Below are 12325 nucleotides of genomic sequence, written 5' to 3' on the forward strand. Positions count from 1 at the left end.
GGTGAAATACCCATCTCACACGAATCGAACGGTTGAGCCCCGATGAAACAGATGTCCTTCGCCGATGCCGAGTATGCCGGTAAACGTAAGCAGACCCGCCGCGAGCGCTTCCTGATCGAGATGGATCAAGTCGTGCCCTGGAAGGGTTTGATTGCCTTGATCGAACCGCATTATCCGAAGGGTGAAGGTGGTCGTCCGGCGTATCCGTTGCTGGCCATGTTGCGGGTTCATCTGATGCAGAACTGGTTCGGCTACAGCGATCCGGCGATGGAAGAATCGCTGTATGAAACGACGATCCTGCGCCAGTTTGCAGGGCTGCATCTGGATCGAATTCCTGACGAAACCACGATTCTCAACTTCCGCCGCTTGCTGGAGAAACATGAGCTGGCGGGTGGGATTTTGCAGGTTATCAACGGTTATCTGGGTGACCGTGGATTGATGTTGCGTCACGGAACGATCGTGGATGCGACGATCATTCATGCACCCAGCTCAACCAAGAATAAAGACAAGAAACGCGACCCCGAGATGCATCAGACCAAGAAAGGAAATCAGTACTATTTTGGAATGAAATCCCACATTGGCGTTGATGCGGATTCGGGCTTGGTTCATAGCGTTGTCGGTACTCCCGCCAACGTGGCGGACGTGACACAAGTGGATCAATTGCTTCACGGAGAAGAAGTTCACGTCTGTGGCGATGCCGGTTACACCGGGGTGCAGAAACGCCCAGAACATCAGGATCGCAAGATGATTTGGTCGATTTCTGCCCGGCCCAGTTCGTACAAAGAGCATGGCAAAGACACGGTGATCGGTAGCGTGCTACGCGGGATTGAGTATGCGAAAGCGCAAGTCAGAGCCAAGGTTGAGCATCCGTTTCGAGTGATCAAGCGCCAGTTTGGCTATACGAAAGTGCGCTTTCGTGGTCTGGCGAAAAACATCGCTCAGCAGACGACGTTGTTCGCCTTGTCGAACCTGTGGATGGTGCGAAAACGATTGTTGAATGCAGGAGAGGTGCGCCTGTAATGCGGGCTAATCGCCCTGAAACAGCGCGATTAGAGGAAAAATCATGAATTAAAGAGTGGAAAGGTCCGATTTTCGACCGAATCAGCGTTTTTTGAACCTCTCACAGAGAGGGCATCAAAAATCGGTGGGTACTTCAGACCTTCCTTAGGTGGCCGCACTTTTTATCAAGCCCCCTTTGGCGATCAAGAAGTTGAGTTAGGCGGCACCTGGATTCACTGGACGCAGCCCTTTGTTTGGGCCGAAACCATGCGTTACGGTTTAGAGATCAAAGAAACGCCGGGGGCAGCGGCGGAACGTCTTATTCAAATCAAGGATGGCAAAAGAGTTGAGCCGGATGTCACCAAGCTTTTTGCCGACTTATTTGCCGGCGGCAAAAAAATCACCGACAAAGGCATGACCATCTGGCCGCGACCGTTTGATCCGGACTTCAGCATGGAGCAGATACTTAAAGTCGACATCGAAAGCATTCATGACCTGCTGAAAAATTCCGACCTGACAGCTGACCAAATTGAAGTATTCGAACGGCTATTGAGCGGCGCCGTGAGCTCACAAACGAGTCATGTATCGATCAATGAAGCCTATCGCATTTTTTCTCTATGCGGGCAAAGCATTGCATCATACTATGATATCAATGCGCGTTATCAGCTAGAAAAAGGCACCATTTCATTGACCAATGAAATGATGGGTGACGGCAGGCCAGAAGTTAGATTAAATACACCAGTCAAAAGGATCGAACAAAAATCAGAACATGTTGTTATCACTACACACACCGGTGAAACCCTTACAGCAGCAACAGTGGTCTGCACCATACCTTTAAACGTACTGAAAGACGTTGAGTTTTCACCGCCGCTGGATCCAGATAAGTTGGCAGCCTCAAAAGAAGGGCATCCTGGAAAAGGCTTCAAGGTCTTTGCGAAAATTAAAGGTGAGACTCCAAATGTATTGTTGTACGGCAACAAGGATATAGGGATTGACGAAGCCTTAACCTACCACATAGGCAAAGAAAGCTCTTTGATAGCGTGCTTTGGGAATGATCCAGAAAACTTCGACACTCACGACACTGGCAAGATGCAGAAAGCATTAGAGCAATTCTTGCCCGGCATTGAAGTAACCAGGTCCTATGGTTATGACTGGGTTTCAGATCCTTACTCTCAAGGAACCTGGTGTGTATGGCGTCCAGATTGGTATAGAAAATACGGTAAAGGATTGCGGGACGGCGCAGAAGGTCGGGTTTTTTTTGCTAGTGCTGACTTCTGCGCAGGCAACCGAGGCTATATTGATGGCGCGATAGGCTCGGGTATCAAGGCGGCTCAACAAATAAAAGAGCTATTAGGTTGATCGACAGAAATAGCGGGCGATAAAACCGAGTACAACACCTGCCCCTTCCAGTACGGTGTTGTCATCCCCTGCCGTGTACTTAGCATTGAAGAGCTCGCTCCTGTCGGTTCGCAGGCCTGACTTTGTATTAGATCTTTGTGGAAACATAGGAAAACATTCATGATCGTTGGTAGAGTCCGCGAGATTTTGGCGCTACCCGGTGAAATCAATTCACCTGTGATCTTCTACTCTGCCCCCCGGCCATGGGGGGTGGCTGCGGCTCGGCCAATCCCTAGCCTGTAGCCTGAAACCGCCGCGTCCTGCGGAACGGTCTGCACAGCACGCGGGAACCCAGCCATGCTTACTCCCCAAGCCCCTCCTCAGGGTCTGCACCTGATGGCCAAGCCGATCGGGCCGATCTGTAACCTCGATTGCAGTTATTGCTTCTACCTGGAAAAAGAGCAGCTGTTCCCGCCCCGCGAGCGTTTCAGCATGCCCGACGACGTGTTGCGTGCTTACGTTCAGGGTTATATCGCGGCGCAGCACAGCCCCGAAGTTGAGTTCACCTGGCAAGGCGGCGAGCCGACCCTGCTGGGGCTGGAGTTTTTCCAGCGGGCGCTGGCCTACCAGCGTCAGTTCGCCGGCGGCAAGGTCATCCGCAATACCCTGCAGACCAATGGCACCCTGCTCGACGACGACTGGTGCGCCTTCCTCGCTCGCGAAAAGTTCATGGTCGGCCTGAGCCTCGACGGTCCACGCGAGGTCCATGACCTGTATCGGCCGGACAAGCGCGGGCGCTCCAGTTTCGACGACGTCATGCGCGGCCTCGGGCTGCTCAAGCAGCACGGCGTCGAGTTCAATGTGCTGGTGACCGTGGCCCGCGAGGTCGCGCACTATCCGCTGGAAATCTATCGGTTCCTCAAGGCCCAAGGGGTCCGGCACATCCAGTTCAACCCGGTGGTGGAGCGCCAGCCCGGTGCCCCGGAAGTCGAGCAGGGCCTGCACTTCGCTACTCCGCCGGAACTGCGCTTGCACCCCCTGCCCGAGCCTGCGGCAGTGACTGCGCAAAGTGTCGAGCCGGAAAGTTATGGCGACTTTCTGATCGCCATCTTCAACGAATGGGTGCGCCAGGACGTCGGCGCCATCCATGTGATGAATTTCGAATGGGCCCTGGCTTCCTGGTGCCAGCTGGCACCGTCGGTGTGCCTGTTCAGCCCGCGCTGTGGCAAGGCCGCGATCGTCGAGCATGACGGCAGCGTCTATTCCTGCGATCACTTCATGTACCCGGAATACCGCCTGGGCAATATCCAGACCGACGATCCGGCAGCCCTGCTCGCCTCACCCGCCCAGCAGGCGTTCGGTGCGGCCAAGGAAGAGACACTGCCGGCCATGTGCGTGCAGTGCGATTACCGCTTCGCCTGCCATGGCGAATGCCCGAAGAACCGCTTCATGACCGCGCCCAACGGCGAGCCCGGCCTGAACTACCTGTGCCCGAGCTACAAGAAATATTTCCGTCATCTGACACCCTACATGAACGCCATGGCCCAGCTGATCAGCCACGGCCAGCCGGCAGCGTTAATCATGCAGGCCTTCGACGGCCCGCTGATCGTACCGCTTGATAAGTGATGGTTTCGGCGAACATGAGATCGCCAAGATCGCAGCCTGCGGCAGCTCCTACACCGACCGCGTAGTCCTACAAAAATGTAGGTGAACGCAAATTCTGTAGGAGCTGCCGCAGGCTGCGATCTTTTCGAGGTACAGGGTGTTTAACGGACGGACATCAGGGTTTGCCCCGCGCCGCATCCGGTCGCGGGGCTTTTTCCGTGTTTCAGATCAGTGGGCCTTCCTGAGCAGGAAATGCGACAGCGCCGGGATCAGCACCAATGCCCCGACCATGTTCCAGATGAACATGAAGGTCAGCAGGATGCCCATGTCCGCCTGGAACTTGATCGGCGACCAGGCCCAGGTGATAACGCCTGCCGCCAGGGTGATCCCCACCAGCGCCACGACCTTGCCGGTGAACGCCACCGAGTTCTTGTAGGCCTCGGTCAGCGACAGGCCGGCGCGTTGCTGGGCCAGCTGGACGCTCAGCAGGTACAGCGCATAATCCACGCCGATACCCACGCCCAGTGCGATCACCGGCAAGGTGGCAACCTTCACGCCCATGCCCAGCCAGACCATCAAGGCCTCGCAGAGGATCGAGGTCAGCATCAACGGCACCACGGCGACGACCACGGCGCGCCAGCTGCGGAAGGTAATGAAGCAGAGCACGATCACCGCGCCATAGACGTAGAACAGCATGGTGCGGTTGGCTTCACGCACGACGATGTTGGTCGCCGCCTCGATCCCGGCACTGCCGGCAGCGAGCATGAACTGGCGATCCTCGGTGCTGTGTTCGCGAGCGAAGGTCTCGGCCACTCGCACCACATGATCGAGGGTTTCGGCCTTGTGATCCGCCAGATAGGCCACCACGGGCATCATCGAGCAGTCGTTGTTGAACAGCTCCGGATTGTTCACCGAAGCCTGCTGTGCGCCGTAATTCAGTACATCCTGGTTACGGGCGATGGTCAGCATCTTCGGGTTGCCTTCATAGGAACCCGCCGTGATCTGCCGCACCGCATTGACCAGCGACACCGTGGTCTGCACCCCCGGCTGCTGTTGCAGCAACCAACCGAGACGGTCGGCCTCGACCAGGGTTTCGTATTTCAGGCAGCCTTCGCTGGCGGTTTTGATCATCACTGCGAACTGGTCGCTGGACAGCGAATAATTGGCGGTGATGTAGGCGTTGTCGCGGTTATAGCGTGAGTCCGAACGCAGCTCGGGCGCCCCGGGATCGAGGTCGCCGATCTTCAACTGGGTGCTGACCATGAAGCCGCCCACCGCCAGCAGGCCCGCCACCACCACCGCCCCGGTCGCCCAGCGGCGTTCGGTGAAGCGGTCGAGGAAGCTCCAGAGATTACCCAGGCCCTTGCCGTGCAGTTCCTGGTCTTCCTGGCGCAGCGTGCGCGCAGCCGCCTTGCGACTGACACCCCAATAGGACAACAGCACCGGCAGCAACACCAGGTTGGTGAAGATCAGCACCGCCACACCAATGCTGGCGGTAACGGCCAGGTCCTGGATCACCGGAATGTCGATCAGCATCAACACCGCAAAACCCACCGCATCGGCCAGCAACGCGGTGAGACCGGCGAGGAACAACCGGCGAAAGGTGTAGCGCGCGGCGACCAGCTGATGGGTGCCGCGCCCGACGTCCTGCATGATCCCGTTCATCTTCTGCGCGCCATGGGAGACGCCGATGGCGAACACCAGGAACGGCACGAGGATCGAGAACGGATCGAGCGCATAGCCGAACAGCGCGACCAGCCCGAGTTGCCAGGCCACGGCGATCACCGAACAGAGGATCACCAGCGTCGTGCTGCGTACGCAACGAGTAAAGAAGAAAATAATGGCGGTGGCGATCAACGCCGCGGCGCCAAAGAACATCATCACCAGCACCAGGCCGTCGAGCAGGTCGCCCACCAGCTTGGCAAAGCCGATAACGCGGATCTTGATTGGCCCCTTGCCCTCCTCGCCCTGAGCGTGCGCCTTGGCGTTGCCGGCAAACTCGTACTTGTTGCGCAGCTGCTCTTCGAGCATGCGCGAGAAGCTGTGGTAGTCGATGGCTTCACCGGTGACCGGGTCTTTCTCCAGCAGCGGCACGAAGATCATGCTCGACTTGAAGTTATTGCCGATCAGGCTGCCAACGATGCCGGAGCGGGCAATGTTCTGCCGCAGTTGCTCGACGCCGCTGGCCGAGCCGTCATAGGCATCGGGCATCACCGGTCCACCGCGAAAGCCCTCCTCGGTGACCTCGGTCCAGCGCACGGCAGGGGTCCACAGCGACTTCATCCAGGCGCGATCCACCCCCGGGGTGACGAACAGCGTGTCGTTGACCTGTTTGAGCACCTCGAGGTACTGCGGATCGTAGATATCGCCTTCGCTGTTCTCCACCACCACCCGCACCGCATTGCCGAGCCCGCGCAGGGACTGGCGGTTCTCCAGGTAGTTTTTGATGAACGGCTGGCTCTGTGGCAGCATCTTCTCGAAGCTGGCGTTGAGCGTCAGCCGGGTGGCCGCGAAATAGCTCAGCAAGACGGTGACGGTCAGGCAGGCCAGGACCACCAGCAACCGATTGTTGAAGATCAACCGTTCGAGCAGGTTGCCGGAGCGTGCATCGAAGCCCTTGAGCTCCTTGATCACCGGCATCGTATCGAGTTCGTAATTACCCATAACGTTTCTTGTCTCTTTTGTAATACGGCAGTGGGCTTATTCGAGAGGTAACTGACGCAGGCCACCAGTGCCTGCGAGCACCAGCGAACCGGAACCGGATACCAGTGCGCCAGCAACCGGCGCCAGGCCGTTTTGTGGCTGCAGTTTGAAGCTCGCGCCGTCGTCGGCGCTGACCAGCACATGGCCGGCCTGGCTGAGCAGGATGATCCGCCCGTCTGCGCTGACCGTACTGGCGGTGATGCTCAGCGGCAGGCCAAGTTCGACCTTGCTCCAGCTGGCACCGGCATCGACGCTGCGATACACATTGCCGCGCAGGCCAAACACCAGGACTGCACCCGGCTTGCCGGTGATGCCGAAGAAGGTGCCGTTGTAGGGCGTAGGGGTGGCAATGAAACGCCCGGCTGCGGGATCCAGTTTGAGCACCAGACCTTGTTCGCCGACGATGAACAACTGGTTGCCAACCGGACGCAGTGCATACAGGTTCAGTGCAGTCGGGTTGTCCGTGCGATCGAGCCACGGAGTCCAGCTGCTACCGCCATCTTCGGTGCGGAATATCAGGTTGAACGCACCGACGATGTAGCCAACCTGGTCGTTCTCGAACCAGACATCCAGAAAGGGTTTGTCCGCACCCTCCTCCGTCATGCGTTGAGCCTCGCTGACCCGTACTGCCAGCGCTTCATCTTCTGGCTGATCAGCGGCCAGTCGCTGGTAGTACGCGAGCATGCTCGGCCCCACCTGGCGCCCATCGAACTGACGGTCCCAGGTTTCACCGCCATCGCTGCTGTGCAACACCACGCCATCGTGGCCCACTGCCCAGCCCTGGAGCGGACTGGGAAAGTGTACGGCCACCAGGTCGGAGCTAACCGGTACCTGGGCCTGGCGCCAGTGCAAACCGGCATCGTCCGAATAAAAAATGTGCCCGCGCTGGCCGACCGCGACCAGACGCTTGTCGGCACTGGCCAGCCCCGTAAACATGCCTCGGACAGCCTTTTCACTCTGGATGGCCGGGCTGTCCAGGGTATCGATGAAGTCCGCCGCCACCACATGTCGGGTGAACGGCAACGCCAGCGCCGCGGCCAGTGCGGCAAGCGCCATCCACTTAGAGATATTCATAGCTGTTTCCCGGATAAAAAAACCACCGGGGAGGCAAGTCGGTACCCCCCCGATGGAAAACTGCCACTAGGAGTTCGGTTAGCGGATACCCGCGCCGGCCAGCGACTCCGGTGCCCACTGGGCTTTGGAGAGCGGCTCGATGTATTTGATGCCGCCGTACGGGCCATACACGCCGGTGATGTTGTAGCTACCGGTGATGAAGTCGTAGAACAGGTGGTTGTCCGAGTTCGGCGCCTGTACGTCGTAGCTGTAGGCCATGTGCGCGAAGGCACCACGGTAGAGCTGACCACTGGCGTCATACTCGTCGGAGGCCAGAGCGATCCAGCTGTCCTCGTCGATGTAGAAGGTGCGTTTGCTGTAGATGTGGCGCTTGCCCGGCTTCAGTTTCGCCTCGACGACCCAGACGCGGTGCAGTTCCCAACGCATCAGATCGGGGTTGACGTGGTTTGGCGTGGTGATGTCCGCCGCGGTCTTGTGGTAGTTCAGCTTGTAGGTGTTGTACGGAACGTACATCTCCTTCTTGCCGACCAGTTTGAAGTCGTAACGATCCAGCGCGCCGTTGAACACCCACGCATCATCGTAGGTGGAGCTACCGGCAGAGCCAGGGTTTGGCGTGTCATAGGCGATGTCCGGCGCCAGCTTCACTCGGCGTTGACCCGGGAGGTATTGCCAGCCACGACGCTCCTGTTTCAGCGGATTGACCGCATCCACCAGCAGGATCGCCTCGCCGGCGCGACGGGCCGGACCCTGGTAGTAGAGCTTGGTCTTGAAGAAAATATCGCTCTCTTTTGCCGGCGTGGTACGGGCCGGATCATACAACGGGTATTCGAGGTAGGCGTTACCGGTAGTCGCGAGGATCGCCTTGCCGGAAGAGTCGACGTTCCAGGAGTCGTACTTGGTGTTAAGGGCATGCCCCTGGTAGCGCAACAGGTGGTTCCACATGGCTTCATAGCCATCGTTGGGGATCGGGAACGGCACGCCCGGCAGCGCATTATCCAGGGCTACACCGCCCTCGACCGATTTGGTCCCCACGGCATTCTTTGCGGTGTTGTCCAGCAACCGTTGCGGTATGGCCACGGTGCGGTGGGTCGGGAACACGTCGACGCGAAAGGACGGGAAACGCTTGAGCAGTTCCTGGGTCGAGGCCGTCAACTTGCCGCTGTACTCGGCGGCATTCTTGCCAGTAATCACCACCGCCGGCTTTTCGCCGTCGAAAGGGTCGGGGCGAAACGAGCTGCCCTTCTGGTAGCTGGCCGGCGGCGTGGTCAGCCCGCCGGTGTAGGCCGGGATGCTGCCATCGGCGTTGCCGGCCTTCTCGGCGCCAACGCCGGTCAGGGTGGTACCGAGCTTCGCAGCCTGGTCCGGGGATACGGCCGCATGGGCGGCTCCGGTGACGGCCAGCGCAAGGGTGCTGGCCAGTAGGGTTTTGACGAATTTCATGGGGTGTCTCCTGTTATCAGGCAACGCTTCGATCAGAAGGTGGTTTTGAAGGTGGCAGTAACCATGCCGCGATCCTTGAGCTGCGGCTGAGTCCCGGCAAATGCCGTGGTCTGGCCGGGCGCGCAGTTGTACATGCCGTTGGCTCCTGGTGCGGCACCCGCTCCCTGTGTGCCACCTGCAGGCGGAGTACCTGCCCTGTCGCAGGTGTCGAAAGGACCGAAGTTGTCCACATACTTCAGGTCAAAACGGTATTGATTGCGGACATCGAAACCGACACCCACCGAGTAACTGCCGGAGTCTTCGTTGCCCCCCAGCTGTACCGCTGAGTTGCCTTTGAGGCCGACGTTGTAGCTGACCGGCATAAACATATCGACGCCGGGGAACACCTGGTACCAGGTCGGGTTGAAGTTGACGCCAAGGACGTAGTTATCCTTGGTGACCTTGTCGACTCCGCGGTACCAGTCCTCGCCCTTGAACAGCTGCTTGTTGTCGGTCACATCCAGCCAGCGGCTGTAGGCGAGCTCGACCAGCAACGAGGAGGAATCCCAGATTGGCGTATCGCCGAAGGTGGTCAGGCCGTTGAGCACCGCATGCACGGTATTGCCGCGGGCCACGCCGTTGTCGCCGTCGAAGCTGCCAATAAAGCCTGGCCGCCCTGCGGCCGCCGCGGCCGGGCTGACCGTCGCCGCCACGCTGGACAGGGGCATGTTCTCGCGGTAGTTCAGGTCGAAACCGACGCTGACCCCGGCGATGCTCTTGGACAGGCTGATGCCGTAGATATCGATATCGTCGACGTAGAACTGGTTGTAACTGCCGATGTCGCCGGAGATCAGTTGTGCCGGACCCACCGCGGTCGGTTGCAGCGCCAGGTTCGGCAAGATATCGGAGGTGTTGCGGTAGTAGAAACCCAGGGTCCCGTCCAGCCACTCCGGGCTCCACTTGGCCATCAGGCCGAAGTCGCCACGGTCGTCCGGGGTAAAGGTGTGGCCATTGGAAAGCCGGAGGAACTGGTTGGCACCGATCGGCCCAGGGCTGCCAAAGAACGGATTGACTCCGCCGATCAGCGACAGGTTGTGCCCGCCACTCTGGATGCCGTCGTTGAAGCCCAGGTAGGTGCCGGACTCCGGCAAGCGCGAGGCGTCCCAGTCGAGGAAGTACTGCGCGGCCAGGGTCAGCTCCGGGTTGAGCGTCAGGCTGGTGGACAGCTGGTTGCGCGGGATGAACAACTCCTTCGCTTCGGTACCCGGCACCGCCAGCGCCTTGGAAATATCCAGGCCGGACTGGCCGTAGCTGTTGCCATGGGCGAAGGCCAGGATGCTTTCGCCCCAGTATTGGGTGTGGCTACCGAGCTTGGCGCTGAGCAGTGACTCATCGCCAATTTCCGTGCTGCCGAAGACGAAGGCATCGAGAATCTCGGCCGAAGGACCGTTGTAATAACGGTCGGCGTAGCCGCTGATGTGCCGGGAGTCAGGCACACCGTCGTTGAGCTGGTTAGTCGCCGGATTGGCGCTGCCGACATTGTCGTAGGCATGGTCGTACCAGCTGTTGGAGCTGACGCGAAAACCGACTTTCTGCTTGTAAACCACGTCCAGTTCGGACAGCACATCGACGCGCTGGGACACCGCGCTACCCGAGGAGAAATTGCGGTCTCCGTCGTTGTTGTTCCAGGAGTTGGCCAGCTTGGAGTTGGCGCTTTCGACCCGTTGGGCATAGTTGAGCTTCAGGGTGTTGTCGAAGCGCACCGACAAGTCCTCATTGCCCGTGTCGAGTTCGAAGGCCTGTACCGGAGCAATCCCCAGCCCCGCCAGAATCGCCGAAGCCAGAAACCCTCTACGCAAGTTTGCATGGCAGATCTTATTGTTGTTGTTCATCTAACTTGCTCACCTTCTCTATGGTTCACGAAAAGTCATGCTTGAATTCGCAGGCTCTCTCCTTAGGCGCGCTGCAGAATGGTTACTGATACAGAACGGCCAAGCGCCGCGCTGTGCTGCAGCGCCGTCCGGGCGCCGCTGATCTGTCTGGCCTGGGCCTCACCGCGCAGCTGCCAGACCAGTTCGCAGATCTGCGCCAGCCCTGTTGCGCCGGGTGCATGCCCGCGGCCCAGCAGGCCTCCCGAGGGGCAGACAGCAACCTGTCCGCCCCATGACCTGCAGGTGTGCCGCACGAAGTTGTCGATCTGGTCTTCCTCGCAGAATCCCAATGCAGCGCTGTACACCATGAAGTCGCCGACACTCTGGTCATGGAGTTCGACCACCTCGATGTCTTCGGCTCCGACTCCGGCCAATTCGTAGGCCTGCTGGGCAACCCGGCGGGTCGCGGCCCGCCCCAGGACATCGAGCACACAGCCTGACTCCTGTTCGGAGGTGGTGTCGCTGCCACGGACACTGGCCAGCACCGCGACTCCGCCGCGAGCGCCGTAACGCGCGAGGAACGCCGGAGTACAGAGCAAGACCGCCGCCGCGCCGTGGGCCGGTGGACACAGATAGGGAGCGAGCCAGCCATCGCGGTCTGAACAACGGTGCAGTACCGCATACGGATTGAGCCTGGCCTGCGCCCGAGCCTGGTTGATCACCCGCTCGAAGCTGCTTTCGTCAATGGCCATCCGGGTCAACAGCCAGCTGGTCTGGGCGGCGAACAGCGCAGCCGGATGCTGACGGCGGGCGAGAAATGCCAGCGGGTCGTTGCCACGTCCCACGCTGTCCCACTCATCGTCCGGGCATTCGTCCAGGCCGAAAAAGGCCCGGTTGGAAATACTCGCCGGCATGCATTCGAAGCCAAGCGCCAGGGCGCATTCGGCCTCGCCTGAAAGCACGCTGTTGCGGGCCAGCTGGAACGCACTGCTGGCCGAGGCACAGCCATCGCTGGTGGTGAACAGCGGAATACCGGTGAGGCCGATCTGCGCCAACACCTGCTCGGCACTACCGGCCTCGCCTTGTACGCAAGAGGCGAACACCTGGTCGACCAGATCAAAGTCAATGCGCGCATCATCAAGCGCCGAGCGGATCGCCCGGCCTGCCAGCGAAGCGACGCCATCGCGAGCGCTCAGCGGGACGAACGGGGTCATGCCCACCCCCGCAATCAGCACTCTTTCACTCATAGCCCCTGCTCCCGGATAGCCGCCACGTGTCGGCAAATCTTTTTTTAATTGGTTTGTCGAGCAGCGCTG

8 protein-coding genes are annotated in these 12325 nt (G+C 59.5%); 3 read left to right on the forward strand and 5 right to left on the reverse strand.

Annotation, left to right across the window (positions count from 1 at the left end; all coding sequences use genetic code 11):
- Positions 1 to 42: 42 nt before the first annotated feature.
- The 3 genes from ACA064_RS16975 to ACA064_RS16985 all read left to right on the forward strand — a co-directional run bounded on the left by ACA064_RS16975 (position 43) and on the right by ACA064_RS16985 (position 3963).
- Complete coding sequence (locus ACA064_RS16975) at positions 43 to 1020, forward strand: IS5 family transposase (protein ID WP_497669155.1); 978 nt, start codon at positions 43 to 45, stop codon at positions 1018 to 1020.
- 120 nt (positions 1021 to 1140) lie between these two features.
- Positions 1141 to 2358, forward strand: a complete 1218-nt coding sequence (locus ACA064_RS16980) for a flavin monoamine oxidase family protein (RefSeq protein ID WP_497674265.1) — start codon at positions 1141 to 1143, stop codon at positions 2356 to 2358.
- A gap of 336 nt (positions 2359 to 2694) precedes the next feature.
- The gene (locus ACA064_RS16985) at positions 2695 to 3963 is read left to right on the forward strand and encodes an anaerobic sulfatase maturase (protein WP_497669156.1); all 1269 of its coding nucleotides are present in this window, start codon (positions 2695 to 2697) and stop codon (positions 3961 to 3963) included.
- 207 nt (positions 3964 to 4170) lie between these two features.
- Here the strand turns inward: ACA064_RS16985 and ACA064_RS16990 are convergent, their stop codons facing one another.
- The 5 genes from ACA064_RS16990 to ACA064_RS17010 all read right to left on the reverse strand — a co-directional run bounded on the left by ACA064_RS16990 (position 4171) and on the right by ACA064_RS17010 (position 12256).
- Positions 4171 to 6606 carry an efflux RND transporter permease subunit gene (locus ACA064_RS16990; RefSeq protein ID WP_497669157.1) on the reverse strand — a complete coding sequence of 812 codons (2436 nt, stop codon included), beginning with the start codon at positions 6604 to 6606 and terminating at the stop codon, positions 4171 to 4173.
- Positions 6607 to 6642: 36 nt separating this feature from the next.
- Entirely contained in the window at positions 6643 to 7719 is a 1077-nt protein-coding gene (locus ACA064_RS16995; protein WP_497669158.1) for a WD40/YVTN/BNR-like repeat-containing protein, read from the reverse strand.
- 78 nt (positions 7720 to 7797) lie between these two features.
- Positions 7798 to 9159: a DUF1329 domain-containing protein gene (locus tag ACA064_RS17000; RefSeq protein ID WP_497669159.1), complete on the reverse strand. Its 1362-nt coding sequence runs from the start codon at positions 9157 to 9159 to the stop codon at positions 7798 to 7800.
- A gap of 32 nt (positions 9160 to 9191) precedes the next feature.
- On the reverse strand, positions 9192 to 11030 hold the full coding sequence (locus ACA064_RS17005; RefSeq protein WP_497669160.1) for a DUF1302 domain-containing protein: 1839 nt from the start codon (positions 11028 to 11030) through the stop codon (positions 9192 to 9194).
- A gap of 62 nt (positions 11031 to 11092) precedes the next feature.
- Positions 11093 to 12256, reverse strand: coding sequence for a thiolase C-terminal domain-containing protein (locus ACA064_RS17010; RefSeq protein ID WP_497669161.1), 1164 nt, complete (start codon positions 12254 to 12256; stop codon positions 11093 to 11095).
- Between the last annotated feature and the right edge of the window lie 69 nt (positions 12257 to 12325).

The sequence above is a fragment of the Pseudomonas sp. LBUM1658 genome, from assembly GCF_059716055.1.

Excerpts from the sequence above, each read along its gene's own strand:
- ACA064_RS17005 (WP_497669160.1), bottom strand. The coding sequence starts at position 11,030 with ATGAACAACAACAATAAGATCTGCCATGCAAACTTGCGTAGAGGGTTT.
- ACA064_RS17010 (WP_497669161.1), bottom strand. The coding sequence starts at position 12,256 with ATGAGTGAAAGAGTGCTGATTGCGGGGGTGGGCATGACCCCGTTCGTC.
- ACA064_RS16985 (WP_497669156.1), top strand. The coding sequence starts at position 2,695 with ATGCTTACTCCCCAAGCCCCTCCTCAGGGTCTGCACCTGATGGCCAAG.
- ACA064_RS16990 (WP_497669157.1), bottom strand. The coding sequence starts at position 6,606 with ATGGGTAATTACGAACTCGATACGATGCCGGTGATCAAGGAGCTCAAG.
- ACA064_RS16975 (WP_497669155.1), top strand. The coding sequence starts at position 43 with ATGAAACAGATGTCCTTCGCCGATGCCGAGTATGCCGGTAAACGTAAG.
- ACA064_RS17000 (WP_497669159.1), bottom strand. The coding sequence starts at position 9,159 with ATGAAATTCGTCAAAACCCTACTGGCCAGCACCCTTGCGCTGGCCGTC.
- ACA064_RS16995 (WP_497669158.1), bottom strand. The coding sequence starts at position 7,719 with ATGAATATCTCTAAGTGGATGGCGCTTGCCGCACTGGCCGCGGCGCTG.